This window comes from Pseudomonas sp. NPDC089758 (assembly GCF_044748705.1).
GTDB classification, from domain to species: Bacteria; Pseudomonadota; Gammaproteobacteria; order Pseudomonadales; family Pseudomonadaceae; genus Aquipseudomonas; species Aquipseudomonas putida_X.
The window spans coordinates 39166-59873 of record NZ_JBIVGN010000018.1 but is presented as its reverse complement, the minus strand read 5'-3'; the positions used below and the strand labels follow the sequence as shown (position 1 = coordinate 59873).

The 20708-nt window shown below is 62.1% G+C and carries 19 protein-coding genes, 1 pseudogene and 1 riboswitch; of the genes and pseudogenes, 8 read left to right on the top strand and 12 right to left on the bottom strand.

Going from position 1 to position 20708, the window contains the following annotated elements:
• Positions 1-7 precede the first annotated feature (7 nt).
• On the top strand, positions 8-922 hold the full coding sequence (gene xerC, locus ACIPZH_RS21590) for a tyrosine recombinase XerC (protein ID WP_241803554.1): 915 nt from the start codon (positions 8-10) through the stop codon (positions 920-922).
• A gap of 94 nt (positions 923-1016) precedes the next feature.
• On the opposite strand, the gene ACIPZH_RS21585 is transcribed toward xerC, so the two are convergent.
• Complete coding sequence (locus ACIPZH_RS21585; RefSeq protein WP_400637760.1) at positions 1017-2207, bottom strand: type II secretion system F family protein; 1191 nt, start codon at positions 2205-2207, stop codon at positions 1017-1019.
• 11 nt (positions 2208-2218) lie between these two features.
• On the bottom strand, positions 2219-2644 hold the full coding sequence (gspG, locus tag ACIPZH_RS21580) for a type II secretion system major pseudopilin GspG (RefSeq protein ID WP_267816193.1): 426 nt from the start codon (positions 2642-2644) through the stop codon (positions 2219-2221).
• A 190-nt stretch (positions 2645-2834) separates the two neighbouring features.
• Here gspG and ACIPZH_RS21575 point away from each other — a divergent pair, with 190 nt between their 5' ends.
• The 4 genes from ACIPZH_RS21575 (at position 2835) to ACIPZH_RS21560 (ending at position 8179) form a co-directional block, all read left to right on the top strand.
• Positions 2835-3428, top strand: a complete 594-nt coding sequence (locus tag ACIPZH_RS21575; protein WP_241803552.1) for a lytic transglycosylase domain-containing protein — start codon at positions 2835-2837, stop codon at positions 3426-3428.
• Positions 3429-3537: 109 nt separating this feature from the next.
• A complete protein-coding gene (locus tag ACIPZH_RS21570; protein WP_400637759.1) occupies positions 3538-4995 on the top strand; it encodes a sensor histidine kinase in 1458 nt (485 codons plus the stop codon).
• 294 nt (positions 4996-5289) lie between these two features.
• A complete protein-coding gene (locus ACIPZH_RS21565; protein ID WP_400637758.1) occupies positions 5290-6786 on the top strand; it encodes a sensor histidine kinase in 1497 nt (498 codons plus the stop codon).
• On the top strand, positions 6755-8179 hold the full coding sequence (locus ACIPZH_RS21560; protein WP_241803549.1) for a sigma-54 dependent transcriptional regulator: 1425 nt from the start codon (positions 6755-6757) through the stop codon (positions 8177-8179). Before ACIPZH_RS21565 ends, ACIPZH_RS21560 begins: the two co-directional genes overlap by 32 nt.
• A gap of 74 nt (positions 8180-8253) precedes the next feature.
• Here the strand turns inward: ACIPZH_RS21560 and ACIPZH_RS21555 are convergent, their stop codons facing one another.
• The 3 genes from ACIPZH_RS21555 to ACIPZH_RS21545 all read right to left on the bottom strand — a co-directional run bounded on the left by ACIPZH_RS21555 (position 8254) and on the right by ACIPZH_RS21545 (position 10646).
• Entirely contained in the window at positions 8254-8556 is a 303-nt protein-coding gene (locus ACIPZH_RS21555) for a hypothetical protein (RefSeq protein ID WP_400637757.1), read from the bottom strand.
• 84 nt (positions 8557-8640) lie between these two features.
• On the bottom strand, positions 8641-9993 hold the full coding sequence (locus ACIPZH_RS21550; protein WP_241803547.1) for a GntP family permease: 1353 nt from the start codon (positions 9991-9993) through the stop codon (positions 8641-8643).
• A 113-nt stretch (positions 9994-10106) separates the two neighbouring features.
• A complete protein-coding gene (locus tag ACIPZH_RS21545; RefSeq protein ID WP_241803546.1) occupies positions 10107-10646 on the bottom strand; it encodes a gluconokinase in 540 nt (179 codons plus the stop codon).
• Between the two features lie 207 nt (positions 10647-10853).
• On the opposite strand from ACIPZH_RS21545, the gene ACIPZH_RS21540 reads away from it, so the two are divergent.
• The 3 genes and pseudogenes from ACIPZH_RS21540 (at position 10854) to ACIPZH_RS21530 (ending at position 13318) form a co-directional block, all read left to right on the top strand.
• Positions 10854-11873 carry a LacI family DNA-binding transcriptional regulator gene (locus ACIPZH_RS21540; RefSeq protein WP_267816179.1) on the top strand — a complete coding sequence of 340 codons (1020 nt, stop codon included), beginning with the start codon at positions 10854-10856 and terminating at the stop codon, positions 11871-11873.
• A gap of 125 nt (positions 11874-11998) precedes the next feature.
• Positions 11999-12781 (top strand): annotated as a pseudogene (locus tag ACIPZH_RS21535) (PAS domain-containing protein); the annotation flags it as partial.
• Positions 12782-12823: 42 nt separating this feature from the next.
• A complete protein-coding gene (locus ACIPZH_RS21530) occupies positions 12824-13318 on the top strand; it encodes a methyl-accepting chemotaxis protein (protein WP_400637809.1) in 495 nt (164 codons plus the stop codon).
• Here the strand turns inward: ACIPZH_RS21530 and ACIPZH_RS21525 are convergent.
• From ACIPZH_RS21525 to ACIPZH_RS21495, 7 genes are all read right to left on the bottom strand, one after another.
• Positions 13293-16568, bottom strand: a complete 3276-nt coding sequence (locus tag ACIPZH_RS21525; RefSeq protein ID WP_400637755.1) for a transporter substrate-binding domain-containing protein — start codon at positions 16566-16568, stop codon at positions 13293-13295. The two genes, ACIPZH_RS21530 and ACIPZH_RS21525, sit on opposite strands and share 26 nt — an antisense overlap.
• Positions 16569-16581: 13 nt before the next feature.
• On the bottom strand, positions 16582-17196 hold the full coding sequence (locus tag ACIPZH_RS21520; RefSeq protein WP_241803542.1) for a response regulator transcription factor: 615 nt from the start codon (positions 17194-17196) through the stop codon (positions 16582-16584).
• 225 nt (positions 17197-17421) lie between these two features.
• Positions 17422-17664: a DUF1272 domain-containing protein gene (locus ACIPZH_RS21515; protein ID WP_400637754.1), complete on the bottom strand. Its 243-nt coding sequence runs from the start codon at positions 17662-17664 to the stop codon at positions 17422-17424.
• 66 nt (positions 17665-17730) lie between these two features.
• Entirely contained in the window at positions 17731-18483 is a 753-nt protein-coding gene (cobM, locus tag ACIPZH_RS21510; protein ID WP_400637753.1) for a precorrin-4 C(11)-methyltransferase, read from the bottom strand.
• Positions 18484-18514: 31 nt separating this feature from the next.
• On the bottom strand, positions 18515-18907 hold the full coding sequence (locus ACIPZH_RS21505) for a cobalamin biosynthesis protein (protein ID WP_400637807.1): 393 nt from the start codon (positions 18905-18907) through the stop codon (positions 18515-18517).
• A 17-nt stretch (positions 18908-18924) separates the two neighbouring features.
• The gene (locus ACIPZH_RS21500) at positions 18925-19632 is read right to left on the bottom strand and encodes a CbtA family protein (protein ID WP_400629052.1); all 708 of its coding nucleotides are present in this window, start codon (positions 19630-19632) and stop codon (positions 18925-18927) included.
• Positions 19633-19641: 9 nt separating this feature from the next.
• Positions 19642-19827 carry a CbtB-domain containing protein gene (locus ACIPZH_RS21495; protein WP_400637751.1) on the bottom strand — a complete coding sequence of 62 codons (186 nt, stop codon included), beginning with the start codon at positions 19825-19827 and terminating at the stop codon, positions 19642-19644.
• A 108-nt stretch (positions 19828-19935) separates the two neighbouring features.
• Positions 19936-20161: riboswitch (cobalamin riboswitch) on the bottom strand.
• Between the last annotated feature and the right edge of the window lie 547 nt (positions 20162-20708).

Here is a 20708-nt window from a genome sequence, read left to right as displayed (position 1 = left end):
TCAAGTTTTGTCCGACCTCTCGCAAAATCCACTCTTGCAGTACCTTGCCCGGTTGGCGCCTTCCAGCCAGCAAACCATGCGCTACATCCTGCAGGACGCTGCTGACCGGCTGGGCTTCGCTGACTGCAACCTCGTCGATATACCCTGGCACAAGCTTGAGCCAGGGCACGTGATCGGCCTGGTCGCAGCGCTGCGCACCGATGGCTATGCGCCCAATAGTTCGTCACTTTATGTCAATGCAATACGTGGCGTGATGAATGAAGCCTGGCGCCAGGGCCTGATCGATCATGAGCAGTTGCTGCGCATCCGTGAGGTCAAGCCGGCCACCGGTAGCCGCCTGCCGCCGGGGCGCAACCTTCGCCGTAGCCTGATCCGCGAGCTGATGGAGGTGTGCGACGCCGACCCGCGCCCGCAGGGCGTTCGTGATGCAGCGATCATTGCACTGCTGTATGGCACCGGCATGCGCAAGTCGGAGTCGGTGGATATCGACCTGGAACAAGTGGACTTCGAGGCACGCAGCCTGCAGGTGTTGGGCAAAGGCAACCGGCAACTGATCAAGTATGCGCCGCCCTGGGCCTTCGCAAAATTGCAGGCCTGGCTTGAACTGCGCCGGCAGTCGCTGCCAGCGGGCGCGTCGGACGATCCCTTCCTGTTCAATCGCATCCGCCGTGGCAACCACATTACCCGCGCGCGCATCACCAAGCATGCGATCTACTACATTGCCCGTCAGCGCGGGGCGCAGGTGGGGGTGAAGATCATGCCGCATGATTTTCGCCGGGCGTTCATCACCCGGGTGATCGAAGAGCACGACCTGTCGATTGCGCAGAAGCTGGCGCATCACGCCAACATCCAGACCACTGCCAGCTATGACCGGCGTGATGACAACGAGCGGCGGCGGGCGGTGGACCGGTTCGACTATTGAGCGCCCGGGCCACCCCTCAGGCCCGCACCGTGCCAGAGGGCACCGGCCTTGCCCTCGCGCGTCGGCAAGCCGGTGTCGTGGCAGGCGGTGCCGGCTAGTGGATGCTCGACGCCAGCTCGAAGATTGGCATGTACATCAGAATAACGATCACCCCGATAAGCAACCCGATGAAGGTCATCAGCAGCGGTTCGAACAGCTTCACGAACCACTCCACCCAGCGGCCTATCTCCTGGTCATGGAAATCTGCGCAGCGTTCAAGCATCTCGCCCAGATTGCCGGATTGCTCGCCCGCTCGCAGCAGGCGTAGCGACACAGGCGTGACCAACTGCCCGGCTTCCAGCGCTTGCGACAACGGCAGCCCTTCACCCACCCCGCAGCAGGCCCGCTCCAAACCTTGCGCTGCAGCGCTGCCCAACAGCCCACGGGCCATGCCCATGGCCGTCAGGATGGGTATGCCGCCTTGCAGCAGAATGCCCAGCGAGCGATAGAAGCGCGCCAATTCATACATCATCAGGCGCTGATGCAGGGCTGGCATTCGCCGAACCTGGCGTGACGTCCAACGCCGCAGCAGGGGGTTATTGCGTAGCAGCACCAGCGCGCCGATGCCACTTGCTGTGGCCAGGGCCAGGGGCAGTTGCTGAGCATGCAGGAACAGGCCGATCTGCATCAGCATGCGCGAGAGCCAGGGCAGTTCGCTGCCCATGCCCTCGAACACCAGGCTGAAGCGTGGCACCACGTAGCCGAGCAGGAACAGCACCACGCCACCGCCCACCAGTAGCAGCAGCAGCGGGTAGACCGAAGCCCCAACCAGTTTTTGCCGGACCAGATCCAGGCGCTGCCGGTATGCGATATAGCGGTGCAGGGCGTCACCCAGCGCTCCGGTGCGCTCGCTGGACTGGACCAACGCCACGTACAACGGCGGGAATACCCGCGGCTGCTGGCCCAGAGCCTGGGACAGCGAGCGGCCTTCGTACAGCTGGCCAACCAGCGCCGCCAGCACTTTACGGCTTGCCGCGGTGGGGGCTTTTTCCGCAAGGCTTTCCAGGGCATCGATCAAGGGCAGGCCGGCATGTAGCAGCGTGGTCAGCTCCTGACTGAAGAGTAACAGGTCGAATGCGGCCTGGCGGCGCCATGGCAGGCGCCCCAGTACGCTACCCTGGCTGCGCACGCTGACCACCCGCAGCCCCTGGTCTTGCACCTTGCGCCGAGCCTGTTCGGCATCCTCGGCATCGATGTCCAATTGAACCACGCCCTCTCTACCCAGGGCCTTCAGGCTATAGCGCATGGCCTTGCTCCTCATTGCCAACTGGTAATTTCGGCGTTTTCACCGTCGCCACCGGGCTGGCCATCCTTGCCCATGGACAGCAAGTCATACTCGCCGCCGTTTTCGCCTGGCTGGCGGTAGATGTAGGCACGGCCCCACGGGTCCTGTGGGATCGCTTTCTGCAGGTAAGGGCCTGACCAGCGGGCCTCGCCACTGGGGGCGGCAACCAACGCCTGCAGGCCTTGCTCACTGTTGGGGTAGTGGCCGACTTCCAGGCGATACAGGTCCAGGGCCTTGCCCAGCCCTTCGATCTGCGCCCGTGCCACCTTGGCCTCGGAACGGCCCAACTGGCTGAAGTATTTGGGCGCGACGATACCGGCCAACAAGCCGAGCACCACCAGCACTACCAGCAGTTCGAGCAGGGTGAAGCCACATTGGCGTTTGGGTTTGCGCTGCATGGTGAAGCCCTCCTGCATGGGGACATGCCCTTTCGGGTTTTCATGCGCCATGCAACAGCCGTGCACGTCTGCCTCGGGGCCTTGCGCCATGCGCCATGGCAAGCGGCACATTGCTTGCGTCGTAGCAGAAAAGCCCGGGTTTTCCGGGGTATTTCCCCCATATCGGGGGCACGGTGGGGAGGCGACCGACATGCGTGGGATTATCCTGGGATTGATCTGGCTGGCAGGGGCCAGCGCACAGGCTGATGTGTACATTGCCATCGATGGCAAGGGCGGTTACGTGCTGACCAACGTCCACCGGCCCGGGCGCAACTATGAACGGGTGATTCGCGAACCGGTTGCTCAGGCTGGCCCGGCCAATGCGCAATTGATCACCGGGCGCCCCTACGCTGACTTGGTGGCGGCGGCGGCGCGCATGCACAACGTTCCACAGGCACTGCTGCATGCGTTGATCAAGGCAGAATCAGGGTACAACCCGAAGGCCCGCTCGGCGGCCGGGGCAGTAGGGCTCATGCAGTTGATGCCGGGTACGGCGAAGGAAATGGGGGTCGAGGATGTGCTTGACCCGGAGGACAACGTGCAGGGTGGGGCCCGCTACCTCAAACGCATGCTCAACCTGTTCGACAACGACATCACCCTGGCCGTCGCCGCCTACAATGCTGGCCCGGACGCTGTGCGCCGACGTGGAGCGGTGCCGCCCTTCGCCGAAACCCGGCGGTATGTGCCCAATGTGCTGCGCGAATACCGCAAGTTACAGGGGCTGGCAGTGGACTCGCCGTTGTGATGGGCACCTGCTGGCAGGCAGCCTTGCATCGGCCTTGCGCAAATCAATGTCATGGATTCCCCAACTCTGGGCTATAACCTTTCAAAGGTGCTCAGCAGTGGTAGCCGCCATGGACATCGCCTCCCGTTCCGACCCACTCGAGTCACCCGCCAGCCCTGACGCCGGCACACCGCGCAAGCCGTTCAACCTTCTGCGTTGGTACGCCTGGGTCAGCTTGGCCATCATCCTCTCCGTGGCCGCAGGCCTGGGGTTGATCTCCAGCCGTTTCATCATCCACGAAAGCGTCGAGCGTGACGCGCTGCTCACCGCACAGTTCATTACCTCGATCGCTGACGCCGAAGTGCGACATGTGGCGATCCCCAATGTGCGCACCATGGGTGAGCTGCTGGACCCGCGTACAGACCTGGACCCTTTGCCAGGCGTAGACCCCGTGGCGCGGCGCAGGGCCCGCGGCGAATTCCTCGACCACATCGCACACTTGCCAGACATGCTGCTGGCCAACATCTACGCCCCGGACCGCACCGTGATCTGGTCGAGCAATCCGGCGCTGACGGGCAAGCTGATTCAGGGCGATGAGGACCTGGATCGGGCGTTCGAGCATAAAATGCGGGTTTCGGCCAGTTACCACGGCTTCGAAGAGGCCCGCTCCGAACAAAAGTTCGTCACCCCGCCTGAGCAGTTGTTCATCGAGAACTACATTCCGCTGTTCGATGCAGAAGGCGAGCACGTGGTGGCGATGGTGGAGATATACAAGGAACCCCATGACCTGATCGTGCGCATCGAGCATGGCCTTGTGCTCATCTGGCTGGCCATCACGGTGGGCGCCGGGGTGGTCTACATCGGCCTGTACGGCATCATGCGCCGCGCCGCCCGGTTGATGGCGGTACAGCAGAAACGGCTGATCAGCAATGAAACCTACGTTGCGCTTGGCGAGGTGTCCTCGGCCGTGGCCCACAGCCTTCGCAACCCGCTGGCCAGCATCCGCTCCAGCGCCGAGCTGGCTCAGGTGTTCGACGAGGGGCCGGCGCAGCGCAACATCAACGAGATCATCAGCCAGGTTGACCGCATGTCCCAGTGGATCCGCCAGTTGCTGCAGTCGCTGCGACCGCTGGATGACAAGGCCATACCGGTGGACCTGCCGGAAGTTTTGCAGGACAGCTTGCAGACCTTTGCCATACCGCTGGCACGCAGTGGCGTGACCCTGGACTTGAAGCCGCTTCCGGCAGTACAGGTGCTCGGGCAGCCGGAATTGCTCGGGCAGATTTTCAACAGCCTGATCGCCAATGCTCTGGAGTCGATGGAGCAGGGCGGACGGCTGCGTATCGAGGTGGTGAAGCAGGACAGGCGCAGCGTTACCCTGCGCCTGGCCGACACCGGAAAAGGCATGAATGAAAAGCAGCAGCGCATGGCGTTCAAGCCCTTCTTCTCAACCAAACAAGGCGGGCTCGGGGTTGGGTTGGTACTGGTCAGACGGATCATGGAGCGGTTCGGTGGGTCGGTTCGATTGACTAGCCGCGAAGGCCTTGGCACTCAGGTTTCACTTCATTTTCGGCTTGCCAAAACCTAATAAGTCACATGATTAACTGAAGGTAAGCCCATGATCTGTAAGTTATTTATGTCTTTATGGGTAAGGTGACCCAAAAGTGGGGGCTCAGTCTAGAAACCAAATTAAATGCCGTTCATAAGTGGCTGATTGTAGAGGTTTTATATTTTTTTTTTGCCCGTGGCTGATTTTTTGCAGCAAGACCTACGCGATAAATGGCGGCTGCAGCAGGTGTGGCGAAGTGATATCAATTAGCTACGCACGGTAGAGATGCTGGTGACAGCCTTCTGAACGGAATCCTTGCTCGGGAACGACGCGATGCAGACGCTGGAAACCGATGTTCCCGACAAAACCGTCGCCCAACCCGGCAGTGGCCTGGGTGCGCCGCTTCGAGAATTCAATCTGCTGCGCTGGTTTTCCGTGATCAGCTTGCTGATCATCACCTCGGTAGCAGTTGGCCTGGGCTATGTATCGACCCGCTTCGTGGTCCGCGATAGCGTGGAGCGAGATGCCATGCTCACCGCCCAGTTCATCCAGGCCATGGCCCAGGCCGAAGTGCGCCATTCGCAATTGCCACCCGGCACCACCCTGGGTGAACTGCTCGATCCGCGCCTGGACCAGCAGCATCTGCAGGTCAGCCCGCAGCTGGCCATGGCGACCCGGGTCGAGTTCCTCGATCATGTCGAGCACCTTCCGGATACGCTGCTGGCCAATGTCTATGCCCGTGACCGCACCATCGTCTGGTCCACCAACCCTGAACTGGTGGGCAAGCGCATCGAGGCTGATGGCGACCTGGACCACGCCTTCCGCTCGCGCAAGGCGGTCTCTGCCAGCTACCACAAAGTCGAAGAGCATCGCGAGGAGCAGAAGTTCGAGCGTGAGCCCAACTACCTGTTCATCGAAAACTACATCCCCTTGTTCGACAGCCAGGGTCAGCAGGTGCTGTCTATGGTCGAGATCTACAAAGAGCCACAGGACCTGATTCGACGTATTCAGCGCGGTTATGTGCTGATCTGGGCCTCGACCCTGGTGGGCGGGGCCTTGATCTACTTTGGCCTGTTCTGGATCGTGCGTCGCGCAGCCTCAATGCTGCATCAGCAACAGGATCGGCTGGTGGCGAGTGAAACCTATGTGGCCCTTGGCGAAATGTCCTCGGCGGTGGCCCACAGCCTGCGCAACCCATTGGCCAATATCCGCTCCAGTGCCGAGTTGGCACAGGAAATCGCCAATCCGCAGGCGCAGCAGAATATCGTCGACATCATCAGCCAGGTGGATCGCATGTCGCGCTGGGTGCGCGAGCTGCTGGTGTCATTGCGCCCGACCAGCGATATGCCCGAGGCCGTGGACCTGGTAGCCGCCATCAAGGATACCCGCCTGGCGTTTGCCCAGCAGATCGAGCGTAACGGCATCCACTTTTCCTTCGACGGGCCCCAGGCACTGTGGGTGGCCAGCCAGCCTCTGCAATTGACGCAGATCCTCAACAGTTTGTTTTCCAATGCCATCGAAGCCATGCCAATGGGCGGCGAGTTGCGGGCCAGCGTCAGCACCCAGGACGGACGCCGCGCAGCATTGGTGCTCAGTGACACGGGCAAGGGCATGAGCACGCAGCAGCAACGCATGGTCTTCAAACCGTTTTTCACCACCAAGCAGGGCGGCCTCGGTGTAGGCCTGGCGCTGGTTCAGCGCATCATGGAGCGTTTTGGCGGCTCGGTCAGCCTGAGCAGCCGTGAAGAGGAAGGAACCCGCGTCAGCCTCACTTTCAATATCGCAGCGGGAGGGGAACATGGAGCACAGCATCCTGGTAGTCGAGGATGATGAAATCCTTGCCAACAACATTCGCACCTATTTGAACCTGAAGGGTTTCGAGGTGACGGTGTGTAACAGTGCGGAGCTCGCGCTGGAGCAGCTCAAGCGGTTTCAGCCCGACGCCGTACTCACCGACAACTCGCTGCCTGGTATGAATGGGCATGACCTGCTGCGCACGCTGGTGGCGCAGATGCCGGAGCTCAAGGTCATCATGATGACGGGCTACGGTAACGTCGAGGACGCCGTGCAGGCGATGAAAGAGGGGGCGTTCCATTACCTGACCAAGCCTGTGGTGCTCGCCGAGCTCAAGCTGACGCTGGAAAAGGCCTTGGCCACCGAGCGCATGGAGCGCACGCTGTCGTTCTACCAGGAGCGCGAGGCGCAGAAGTCCGGGCTGCAGGCGCTGATTGGTGACTCGCCGGTGATGCTCACCCTCAAGCATACGCTGCGCCAGGTGCTCGATGCTGAACGGCGCATGGCTAATGACGACCTGCCGCCGGTGCTGGTCGAAGGCGAGACCGGTACCGGTAAGGAACTGGTTGCGCGTGCCCTGCATTTCGATGGCTCACGCAGCAAGGGGCCGTTCATCGAATTCAACTGTGCCTCGATCCCGGCCAACCTGCTTGAGGCGGAGTTGTTCGGGCATGAGAAGGGCGCCTTCACTGACGCCAAGGAACGTCGTGTAGGGCTGGTGGAGGCCGCAGACGGCGGCACGCTGTTTCTCGATGAGATCGGCGAGATGGACCTGGTGCTACAGGCCAAGCTGCTGAAACTGCTGGAGGATCGCAGCATTCGACGCATAGGTGCGGTCAAGGAACGCAAGGTTGACCTGCGGGTGATCAGCGCCACCAACTGCAACCTCGAACAGATGGTGCAGCAGGGCAAGTTTCGCAGGGACCTGTTCTTCCGGCTGCGCATCATCGCCCTGAAAGTACCGCGGCTGCACGCGCGGGGGCAGGACATCCTGCTGTTGGCGCGGCATTTCCTCGCCCATCACGGGCGTCGTTACGGCAAACCCAATCTGCGCTTCAGCCCCGAGGCTGAGAATTTGATGCTCGGTTACAGCTGGCCGGGCAACGTGCGCGAGTTGCGCAACATGCTGGAGCAGACGGTGTTGTTGGCACCCAATGAAGTGGTGCAAGCGCACCAGTTGAACCTGTGCCTGAGCTTGGTCGATGAGCCGCTCACACAGCCGACTGCCACCGTATACGAGATGCCGCGCCATGAGCCTGAGCCTGGAACCAGCTTGCCGGACATGGAACGGGATTTGGTGTGCAGGACGCTGGACCGCACCGATTGGAACGTGACCAAATCGGCGCGGTTGCTGGGGCTGTCGCGGGACATGCTGCGTTACAAGATCGAAAAACTGGGGCTGACACGGCCTGAAAAGCGCCAGTGGTAGGGGATTTGGAGCGGTGGTCGTGGGTTGCCGATTCCGCCCTCGTCGCGAGAGACCCGCGACGACAGCGGTACGGATCAGCGCTGACCGCCGTTCGATCCATTGCTACCTTGGCCACCTGTGCCTTCCGACCCACTGCCCTCCATACCAGGCAAATCGCGGTTTTCATTCTGCATGGCAGGCGGGCTTTCAGGGTCGCTGCCCTGTATTCGCGGATCGGTATCGCGCGGCACGGGGTTCTCGATCGGGTGAAGGGTGCTGTCCACGCCCGGCTGGGGTGCCGGGGTGTGCGGATCATCAGGATGGGTCGGCCCGGCGCCGACCGCCAGGGCCAGGGGGGAGGCGAGCAGGGCAGCGAGTAACAGGCTAGTGCGCATCATGGGCAGGCTCCTTTGCGAAGGTAGGGCACGTACTTCGGTTGGGCCCTACACAAAACGCCAAGGTGCCATTGCCCCGATAAGCGGTCACACCACCGTTGAAAGCATCATGATGAAGATGATGCCGACCACCGACAGGATGGTCTCCATCATGCTCCAGGTCTTGAAGGTCTCGGCCACGGTCATGTTGAAGTACTGTTTGACCAGCCAGAAGCCTGCGTCGTTGACATGGGACAGAATGAGCGAACCGGCACCGGTGGCCAGCACCAGCAGTTCACGGTTGACGCCGGGCACTAGGTCGATGACCGGGGCAACGATGCCTGCGCCGGTGATGGTGGCGACCGTCGCCGACCCGGTGGCGATACGGATGACCGCAGCAACCAGCCATGCCAGCATGATCGGGGAAATTTCTGCCTGTACCGCCATCTGGCCGATCACGTTGCCGACACCGGTATCGACCAGCATCTGCTTGAAACCGCCGCCTGCACCGACGATCAGCACGATGGCAGCTGTGGGCGCCAGGCTCTGGTCGAGCATCTTCATGATCTGCTGGCGGTTGAAGCCGCGGGCCGAGCCGAAGGTGTAGAAGGCCAGCAGCAGCGCAGCGAGCAGGGCGGTGATCGGGTGACCGATCAGGTCCATCCACTGGCGCACGATGTGCTCGGCCGGCAGCACGACGTCAGCGAACGTCTTGAGCAGCATCAGCACAACCGGCAGCAGCACGGTGATCAGGGTGACGCTGAAGCTCGGCAGGTTACCCTGGTCCGACTCCTTGGCGATCTGATCCATCAGTTCCTGTGACGGATTGCCGGGGATGTAGCGGGAGATGAAGTTGCCGTACAGCGGGCCGGCGATGATCGCCGTGGGCAGTGCTACCAACAAGCCATAGAAGATGGTCTTGCCGATGTCGGCGTTGAAAATGCCGATCGCCAACAGTGGGCCCGGGTGCGGCGGCACCAGGCCGTGCACCACCGAAAGCCCGGCCAGTAGCGGGATGCCGATCTTGATCAGCGATACGCCGGAGCGCCTGGCAACGATGAACACCAGGGGAATCAGCAGCACGAAGCCGATTTCGAAGAACAGCGGGATGCCGACCAGGAATGCGGCAAACATCATGGCCCAATGCACGTTCTTCTTGCCGAAGGCGCGAATGAGGGTTTGTGCGATCTGGTCGGCGCCACCGGAGTCGGCCATCAGCTTGCCGAGCATGGTGCCCAAGGCGAGGACGATGCCGACAAAGCCCAGTACGCCACCGAACCCGTCCTGGAACGACTTCATGACCTTGGCCACCGGCATACCGGAGGTCAGGCCGAGGAAACCGGCGGCGATAGTCAGGGCGACGAAGGGGTGGACTTTGAAATGGGTGATCAGCAGGATCAGCCCGACGATGGTTACCAGGGCGTCGAGCAGCAGGAAGGTATCTGTAGCCAGTCCGAACATGGTTTTAATGCCTCGGTCTTATCGTTGTTTTTGGCGTTGCTTGAAATTGAACTCTCGACGCTTTCAGGCGTCGGGACAGCGCTGTCTTTGGTGAGCCGGGAAAACCGCCAGGTTCAAGCGGTCCGCGCCAGGTCCCGCTCACCGCAGGGCTTTAGCCAAGTGTCTACCGTCTCGGCCAGCGCATCGATTGGCTGCGTGGCATCGAGGGGAAGGGTCAGGGGCTCGCCATGGGGGGGCTCAAGGGCAGCGAACTGGCTATCGATCAAGCTCGCCGGCATGAAATGGCCGGGGCGAGCGAGCACGCGCTTCTCGGCTTCTGCAGGGGTGAGTTCAAGAAACACGAAGACCAGCTCCGGCATGGCCTGGCGCAAGGTGTCGCGGTAACGGCGCTTGAGTGCCGAGCAGGTCAGGATCGGACGTTCGCCCGCCTGGACCGTGGCTTGCAACTCTTGGCCCAGGCGCACCAGCCAACCGGCGCGGTCGTCGTCGTTCAATGGCGTGCCCGCGCTCATCTTGCGGATGTTTTCGGCAGGATGGAACGCGTCGCCTTCGATCAGGCGGCCGCCACTTCTGGCGGCAATGGCAGCGCCGACGCAGCTTTTGCCGCAACCGGCCACGCCCATCACCACGATGGCGGACAGGGGAGAATTCATCAGTACCTCCTGCGGGGTGAGATAGCGCTGTCTCGTTGATGACGAAACACTAGCTCCCCGATGTTGTTGATCTTGTCGTTACGCAGTATGGACGCTTGGCAGAAGGCGTGTAGTAGCCACCACCAAAGATTACATTGCCTGCGTCCTGAGACAGCGCTACCTTAGTGGCCGTTCCCCTCCCTTGCAAGTAGTAAAATTACAACACTCATGTCGCGATCAGGCTCCCGCACTACCGGTCGACCCACTCTGGCAGAAGTGGCCAGGCTTTCCGGGGTTTCCCCTATCACAGCTTCCCGCGCCTTGCGCGGTGTCAGCACCGTGGCTCCGGCTCTGGTGGAAAAAGTGGTGGCCGCGGCAGCGAGCCTGGGCTACATCGCCAACCCCGCTGCCCGGGCGTTGGCTTCTGCACGCAGCCAGTCGGTGGTCGTGCTCATTCCGTCGCTGTCCAACCAGCTGTTCATCGACACGCTGGAGGCCATTCACGAAGTGATGCGCCCTCGCGGGCTCGAGGTGCTGATCGGCAACTATCACTACGATATCGACGAAGAAGAAAACCTGATCCGCAATTACCTGGCGTACCAACCATGCGGCATCCTGCTCACCGGTTTCGAGCGTAGCGAGGCTTCCCGGCAGATGTTGGCTGCCAGCGGCGTGCCTTGCGTACACATGATGGAGCTGGGGGGGCCGTCAGGCATGTTGTCGGTAGGGTTCTCGCAGCAACAGGCTGGCCGGGCTGCTGCCAGGCACCTGCTCGAGCGGGGCCGGCGGCGCCTGGCATTCATCGCCGCGCAACTTGACCCACGGGTGATGCAGCGTGCCGAAGGGTTCCGCCAGGCGCTGACTGAAGCGGGCGTGCACGCAACCGAACTGGAGGTGCTGTCGCCGCAGCCTTCCTCCATTGCGCTGGGCAGCGAACTGTTCAGCCAGTTGCTGGCGCAGGCACCGGATGTGGATGGCATTTTCTTCTGCAACGACGACCTCGCCCAAGGGGCTGTGCTGCAGGCCTTGCGCCAAGGTATCGACGTTCCAGGGCGCGTGGCCATGGTTGGGTTCAATGACCTGCCGGCCTCGGCGCACATGGTCCCGCGCCTGACCTCCATCCGCACACCGCGGGCCGCCGTTGGTCGGGGCGCGGCACAGGCACTGCTGGCGTTGCTCGATGGTAAGCGGGTAGCTACCGAGCAACAGGACCTGGGGTTTGAACTGATGGTGCGCGAAAGTTCCTGAGCGGGCGAGCGACGGTCGTACATGGGCTGAACGAATACACTAATCACTAAGTGATAGCAGTCTGCTTGCACGTGTCGGGCGCCGATCTATGCTCAGAAAACCCTGCGCATAAAGGACCCGGCGCCATGTTCGATTTCCATCGCAAGTCAGATCTGCTCGAGATTCAGCGCGCTCGCCAGGCTTTGGCACAAGCTCAGGCAAAACTCGCGGCGATCAGCCGCTCAATGGCGATGATCGAGTTTGGCCCCGATGGCACCATTCTCGATGCCAATGCCCAGTTCTGCCTGGCAATGGGTTACAGCGTCGACGAGTTGCGCGGCAAGCACCACCGCTTGTTCTGCGACCCTGACTACAGCAAAAGTGCCGAATACCAGCAGCTGTGGCGCGAGTTGGGCGAGGGCAAGCCCATCAGCGGCACCTTCGAGCGTATCGACAAGGCCGGCCGTGAAGTCTGGCTGGAGGCCAGCTACATGCCGGTGCTCGATGAGCGTCAGCAGGTGGTCAGTGTGATCAAGGTGGCTTCCGATATCAGCCAGCGTATAAAGGATGAACACGAGAGCGAAAGCCTGCTCAAGGCCATCGGTCGGTCCATGGCGGTGGTGGAATTCACGCCGCAGGGCCGGGTGATCAAGGCTAACGAGAATTTCCTGACGACGATGGGCTACCGCCTGGAAGAGGTGGTGGGGCGCCATCACGGTCTGTTCTGCCTGGCGCATGAACGGGAATCCTCCGCCTACCGCGACTTCTGGGCGTCGCTGAACCGTGGTGAGTATCACTCCCATCGTTTCGAGCGGGTCAACAAGCAGGGCCAGACGGTGTACCTGGAGGCCTCATACAACCCGATCTTCGACAGCAAAGGGCGGTTGTACAAGGTGGTCAAGTTCGCCAGCGACATCACCGCGCAGGTCAGCACCCAGCAAAGCGCCGCTGAGGCGGCCCATGCCAGTTCCGTGCAGACTGACGCGTGTGCACGCAAGGGTACCGAGGTGGTACAGCAAACCGTGCAAGTGATCGAGCAGATTTCTGCGGAGCTCAACGACGCGGCGCGCAGCATCGATGCCGTCAGCAAGCAATCGGACGTCATCGGGCAGATTGTGCTGACCATTCGCGGCATTGCCGATCAGACCAACTTGCTGGCGTTGAATGCTGCAATCGAGGCGGCCCGTGCCGGTGAACATGGGCGGGGTTTCGCCGTGGTGGCGGACGAAGTGCGCAGCCTGGCGGCCCGGACCAGCAAGGCGACTCTGGAGATCGTCGACGTAGTGCGGCAGAACCATGACCTTTCGCTCACGGCTGTGGCCAGTATGCAATCGAGCCTGACGCGCACGGGACGAGGGGTTGCCCTGGCTAACGAGGCAGGCACCGTGATCATGGAGATCCAGCAGGGGTCGCGCCACGTGGTCGATGCAATCAGCCAGATCAATTCGACGTTGCAATTGCACTGAGCGCGTCGGACAGTTCGCGCTGCAGGGTTTGCAGGCTGGTTTCCAGTTGCAGGCACAGGGCCTCGGTGGGCACGCCCTGCGCCAAGGCTTGTTCGATCGCTTCGCAATCCTTGACCACGCCGCGCACCTTGACCATCTTGGCGCCGCCCTTGATACGGTGTACGACAGCGCGTACCGCATCACCGTCCGCTTCACTACCCAGGCCGCGCAGCGCGGCGAGGTCTTCGCTGGCGCTTTGCGTAAGCTGCTGAAGCAGGCGCCGGACAAGCTGATCATCGTTCTGGGTCAGGTGGTGCAACTCGTCCAGGTTAAGGCCGCTTGCCTTCGGCTGTGGTGTAGTCGAAGTGGCCTGGCCTTGCGGCAAATGGGCTTTCAGGGCACTGAGCCCGACCGGTTTGAACAGGCAGTCGTCCATGCCGCTGGCCAGGCAACGCTCATGCTCTTGGGTCTGGGCGTTGGCGGTGACCCCAAGGATGGTGCAGGCAGGCAGGCCCCGTTCGTGCTCCTGCGCGCGAATGCTGCGTGCCAATTGATGGCCGTCCATGATCGGCATGCTGCAGTCGGTGATGACCAGGTCGAAGCGTTCAGCCTGCCAGAGGGCCAGGGCCGCTTGGCCATTTTCGGCCACCGTCACTCGATGGCCCAATGTATTGAGCTGCTTCTCCAGCAGCAGCAGGTTGGCCGGGTAGTCATCCACCACCAGAATGTTCAGAGGGCCGCTTTCAGCGCCTTGACCAGGTGCGGCGGGCTCTACCGGTGCGGGTGCTTCGCACGTTGGCAGTTGCAGCTCGACCGATACCTTGGTGCCTACGCCTTCGACGCTTTGCAGGTCAAGGGTACCGCCCATCAGGTTGGCAAGCGTGCGGCTGATCACCAGCCCCAACCCGGCTCCCTGCCGCGCCCGCGGGCCATCAGCCTGGGCAAAGGCGCTGAACAGGCGAGCCTGGTCTGCCGAGCCAATGCCGATGCCGGTGTCGCGCACGCACAACTGGATGTGCGCGCTGTCGCCGGCGGTTAGCCGCTCGAGGGCCAGGCTTACGTGAACCTCCCCGCGGTCGGTGAACTTGATCGCATTGCTCAACAGGTTGGAGAAAATCTGCTTGATCCTCAGGGCGTCTGCCAACACCCAGGCGGGCCCTTCTGGTAGCGAGCAGTGCAGGCTCAGCCCCTTGACGCGGGCAATGCCGTCAAAGACCCTCACGGTGCTGCGTACCAGTTCGACCAGGTCGGTGGCCTCAGGCTGCAGGGTCATGTGGCCAGATTCGATGCGGGAAATATCCAGGATGTCGCCAATCAAACCCAGCAAACCCACGGCCGAATCGTGCGCGGTCTGCAGGGCCTGAGCATCGCAGTGGCCTTTGCGGCTATCTTCCAGCGCGAGCTCGAGCAAGCCGATGACTGCGTTCATCGGGGTGCGGATCTCGTGGCTCATGGTTGCCAGGAACGTGCTTTTGGTATGGCTGGCCCGCTCGGCATCGTCCTTGGCCTGGCGCAATTGTTCGAGCAGGCCGCGGCTCAGGGTCAATTGCGCCTGTAACGCGCGTTGTGCCTCAGTACGCTGGTTTATCAGCTTGCGCAGGTAACTGTTCCAGAACACCACGCCGGCCAGCAGCAGTGCAGAGAGCACCAGCACCTGCAATGCCAGTGTCCGGTAGTTGCGCCATGGGCTATCGCTGACCACCGTGCTGATACGCCAGCGATTGATCAATTGGTCGAGTTCCTCGGGAGGAATGCTCAACAGGGCCTTGTCGAGAATGGCCTGCAACTGCGGCTGGTCAGGGGCCACGGCGAACGCCGCCGTCGCCGGGTCATCACCCAGCACAGTGGCTATGCGTAGCTGGTCTTTGAACACATGGGTAATGTAGTACTTGGCGTTGATATGGCTACTGTAGGCGACGTCAGCATCGCCGTTGGCAACGGCTTCCATCAGGCCCAGCGGGTTGTTCACTTCCACCACTACCGCCTTGGGGTGCTGGCGTTGCACTTCTGCTCGCAGGGGAGAGCCTCGCAGCAGGGCGATACGTTGGCCTTCCAGAGTTCGTGACTGTGGCGGCCAGGGCGCCTGGCTGCGTGTGACCAGAACCCTCGGGCTGACCAGATAGGGGCGGGTGTAGCGCAGTTGCGTCTGGCGCTGCGCACCATAGCCCAGCGCCCCGATCATTTGCGCCTCGCCCCGTGCCACTTGCTCGATCATGGTCTGCACGGCGTTGCGCTCGATGAGCTTGAATGTCAGCCCGGTGCGCAGGGTGATCTGCTTGAGCAGGTCGATGGTAATCCCGCTGGGTTGCTGTTTGGCATCGTTGAAGGTCAGCGGCGCAAGTGCGGTGTCGACCAGTACGCTGACGGTGGGGTTCTGCTCTATCCACGCCTGTTCCTCATCGGTAAGTGCTGACAGATGGCGTTCGAGCAACAGGCTGGTGTTGCCACTGGTCCAGCGGCGCAGGATGTTCAAACGCTCGCTTTCTGTGATTCTTGCCAGGGCCATGTCGATGAGCCGGCGCAGGCGCGGGTTGTCATCGGCGAGGGCGAAGGAAAAGGTGCCCGCTGGCCCACGGCAGAAATGGTCGATCTTCACCGTACCCTGGTAACTTTTGCCAATCAGAAAGTCAGTGCTGATGGCATCCCCGAGATAGGCGTCCACCTCGCCCGTTTCCACCGCCGCCAGCCCAGCCAGGGTCGAGCGATAGAGGCTCAACTGTGCGTTGGGGTAGAGCGCACGGACCGTTTCACTCGGCAGGTAGTGATCGACCATGCCCAGGCGCAGGTCTTTCAGGTCCATGTCGTTTTTAAGGGTGCGCCCTTCGCGGGTCACGATGACTGGCAAATCGTCTGCATAGGGCTGGCTCAGGCTCAACTGGGCATCGGCCGCTTCGAAACCGTTGGAGCTGCCCAGCAAATCGATTTTGCCGTCGCGCAAGGCTGCGATCGCGGCATGGCGGCTGGGAAAGCGCCTGACCTCGACCGGTATTCCCAGAAGCTCGGAGATGAGCCCGGCATAATCTGCGCTCAAGCCCTCATAGTCGGTCGGGCTGATATTGATCTCGAACGGTGCGTAATCGGGACGCGAGCTGCCCAGCAGCAGGACTTTGCGCTGCTGCAACCAGTGGCGGTCCTGGCTATCGAGTTGCAGTGGTGAAGCGGTGCTGACAGAACGCGCCAACAACTGCCGCGTTTCCACATCTGCCGGTGTGGCGAGCGCCGAGCCACCCATGCCAATGGCCAGCAAAAGTGCCAGCAGTACGCACCTCATGCCGATCATGCGCCTAGTTGACGTTGTTGCGTTTGGCCAGGTCGACCATTTCTACCAATGATTCTGTCTTGAGCTTGTCCATGATGCGCCCACGGTAAGTGCTGATGGTCTTGGCGCTGAGATTCATGCAATGGCCTATGTTCTTGTTGTTCTCGCCACGGGCCAGGCGCCGAAGCACTTCCATCTCCCGATTCGACAGGCTGCTCAGGCGCCCTTGCTCGCTGTCCAGCGTGTTGCTGTTCACCGACATCTGCGGGAAGGTCGAGTACCCTTTGACCAGGGCTTTCATGGCAAAGACGACGGCATCGAGATCTTCATCTTTGGTTACGAAAGCGCCGATACCGGCGTCCAGGCAGCGGCGTACGTACAGTTCCGAGGCCTGCCCGGTCAGGACCATGATCCTGGGAGCGTGTTCAAGCTGCTGCAGGCGTTTGATGACTTCCATACCGTCGAGGCCGGGAAGCCCGATGTCCAGCACTACCACATCGGGGCGCAGGTTGCGTGCTACCTGCGCCACTTCGCTACCGTTGTCGACTTCACCCACAACTTTGAAGCGCTCGCGCTCAAGCAGCATGCGCAGCGCAAATCGAACGGTAGAGTGATCGTCAACGATCAGCACGGTTGTCATGAGGCTAACTCCTGTCGGAATGTGGTCCGTTTCCTAAGGCTAATCAGGAATACGTCTGCAAGGTCTTTCTGCAGCGCAGCACGATACGTCCATTCCGGTTCCTTGGTAATGGCGAGTATAGATGTGTTGAGTAAGGGGGACGACTTTGTTGAAAAGTCCTACAAAATCGTCTGAGAACAAGCATCGCCGGGGTATGTTTCGACGATGCTTGGGGCTGCAGGTTACTCAGCCACAGCGGGCGTGGGGCTTGAGCACGCGCGCTGTGGCAGGCGGGTTGTTGCTCAAGGCGGTGCCGACCCGGGTGGGGCGTGCGACCAATTGTCCTGAGCAGTTGGGGCAGCGGCCCTGGAAGTGGGTTTGTGCACAGCGCTTGCAGAATGTGCATTCGAACGAGCAGATCAGCGCGTCAGGGCTGTCGCCCGGCAGATCGGCGTTGCAGCATTCGCAATTGGGACGTAGTTCCAGCATGGGGGCGACTCCGGTCCGCGGGATGGAGCCTGGAGTCTGCTATGGCGGGGATCGGCTTGGCAATGTTCAACTGCCCTGGCGATAGAGGTGCGCATGAGCGGCACGGTACAGGGCGGATTCGGCGAACGGCGCATCGCCCAGCACATGCCCGACGAGAATCAGCGCGGTGCGACGAAAACCCTTCGCGGCTACCTGCTCGACGATATCGTGGAGGGTGCCCCGTACCCAGTCCTGATCGGGCCAGGTGGCCCGATGCACCACGGCCACCGGGCAGTCTGCGCCGTAATGAGGAACAAGCTCATGGACGATTCGTGCCAGATGTTTCACCCCGAGGTGGATCGCCAAGGTGCAGCCATGACGTGCCAGGTCGCTCAGTTGTTCGCCTGCCGGCATGGGCGAGCTGTCACCGTAGCGGGTCAGGATGACCGTCTGCGCCACCTCAGGCAGGGTCAGTTCGCAGCCCAGCAAAGCGGCACTGGCGGCGGTAGCGGTTACACCCGGAATGATCTGGTAGTCGATGCCCAGCTCGCGCAGGTGGCGGATCTGTTCGCCGATGGCACCATACAAGCTGGGATCGCCACTGTGGACGCGGGCGACATCCTGGCCCTGTTCATGGGCCGCGTGCATGGCCGCAACGATCTGCTCCAGGTGCAGTTCGGCGCTGTTTATCACGGTCTGGGCCTGGTGCCCTTCAAGCACGGCAGCGGGCACCAGCGAGCCGGCGTAGATGATCACTGGGCACTGACGAATCAGACGCTGCCCTTTGACCGTGATCAATTCCGGGTCGCCTGGGCCGGCGCCGATGAAGTAGACCGTCATGGAAAATCCTTGCAGGTGAATGGTGAAACAATTATCCGCCGCTGGCGAGGGCGAGGGTAGCGCCGCCCAGGGTTTGCCGCGTGACCACGAGCGCGGCGTTGCCACATTCATGAGCGGCCAGGGCCAGGGCTGCGCTCTCCGCCACGCCCCAGCAACCGCTGTGGGCGAATGCTACCGCAGAGCGGTGGCTCAGTTGTGGCTCGTATGCCTGCAGTTGCGAGGGTGCGAACACCAAAAGGGGCAGGTTGTGACGTTCGGCGAGTTGTCGCAGGCCGGGTTCGTCCGCTTTCGCTGTGATGCTGGCGATGCCTCGCAGCGCCGCCAGCGTCAGCCCATGGCTATGCAGTGCCTGGTGTAGCAGTTCGTCGAGGGCCTCCACCGGGCAGCCCCGGCGGCAACCAAAGCCGGCGTAGAGCGCCGGCAGTGTGCATTGGCTTGCCATCAGGCCTGGCTGGAGCGGCGGTACAACCAGGCGCTGAGCAGGCCCAGGGCCAACCAGAAGGCAGCGTTGGTTACCCACGACGCGATCTTGAATTGGGTTTCCAGCGCTTCTGGGGCCAGGCTTTGGTGAACGTCGGGTTGCGGAGCGCCGATCACGTGCGGGACTACCAGCAACACGGCGCCGCAGGCCTTGAGCAGCCAATGACGCGCGAACACCAGCAAAGCAAGCCCCAATGCGGTTGCGGCGGCGGTGCCAATCCACCAGCTCTGGCGCTGGCCGAGGTCGGCCGCGGCGGTGCCTGGTAGCTCTGGCGGCAGGCCCAAGGTGGGTGCCAGGCAGAACACGGCGAAGCCGGCCAGGCCCCACAATGCGCCGGTGGTGACGCGGTTGGGTTCGCGCAGGCTGTACAGCGCGGCAAGGATCAAGGCAAAGCCGACGGCTACGACCAGGTTGCCTCCGGTGGTGGAGAGGATGCGTTGCCAGCCGTCCTCTGGTGACCACGCCTCTGCGCTGTGTTCGTGCGCCGCGGCGTGTTCATGCCCGGCGGTTGCCTGGCTATCGTGGTGGTGTTCGGCGGCGGGGGCTGCCGATTCATAGGTTTCTGCCTCAAGAATCAGCGGTGCGACCCAGAAGCTTTGCAGCAGGGTCAACAACAAGGCTGCGAGCAGGCCGCTGAAGCCTGCGGTGCGGGCGATGCGCTTGATCATGGGGCGGTCTCAGTGGCAAGGGAATGCGGCGCTGTGGCGGGTGTCGTGGGCGGCGTTGTGTACCGCCTCGATGTGTGAGAAGCCGGCAAAGTAGATCAGGCACAGGCCCAACAGGCTGGCAGCGGTGGCGATGATCACGCGCTGGCTGAGGGTGACGGGGGTGGCGATACCGTGTTTGGCGCTGGTGACGGGCATGACGCGTTCCTCTGCTTTGTGGGGCATTGTGCTTATTGAGCAACAGGCAAGCGCGGCAGCCCCGGGCTTGGGTGGCCCAGAGAAATGCGACAGCGCCCGCCCACCGCGGGGTGTTCATTGACGCCAGGCCGGTCTCCGGGCTTGCGAGGAGGAGCAGGGCTCCTGGTAAAGCGTCACCTTCCCATGCCGGATGGCGTGGCACAGTGGTCTAGACGCTTCGCTCGCTTACCGTTGCGGGGGCAGCACCGGGATTGTCCGGCCCTGATCGAGGGCCTGCGACGCACCGGTTTCCCGTTTCACCCCCAAAGGGGGCACCTGAACGTAAGGTGCAAGGAGAGCACGGGGCAGGGTTTGCGTCAATCGCAGCCCTTATCGCATGCCACGATTTCCCTGCCGTTGCCGTTGCCGTTGCCGTTGCCGTTGCCGTTGCCGTTGCCGTTGCCGTTGCCGTTGCCTTGCTTTTGCTCTTGCCTTTGCTTTTCAGTGCGCGGTAGATCAGACGCTGCAGATTGCGACTTCAGGAGGCCGAACGGAGGTCTTGCGGAGGGAGGTGACGGGCATGGATGCCCGTCAAGCGCTTCGGCCCATGGATGGGCCGTGAGCGCGGTCCTCCCGGGAGCAAGGCCGGAGTGAGGGAACCCCGGAGCGAAGCGTAGGGGCCGGATGATGGGAGCGGGCGGTTTTTGGTTCCTTTTTGCCAAGACAAAAAGGGACCCGCCGTAAGGGCGGAAAGGTGATTCAGCGCCGCCCCGGCAAATGGATATGCACGCTAGCTGAAAGCCGCAAGCCGCAAGCCGCAAGCCGCAAGCCGCAAGCCGCAAGCCGCAAGCCGCAAGCCGCAAGCCGCAAGCCGCAAGCCGCAAGCCGCAAGCCGCAAGCCG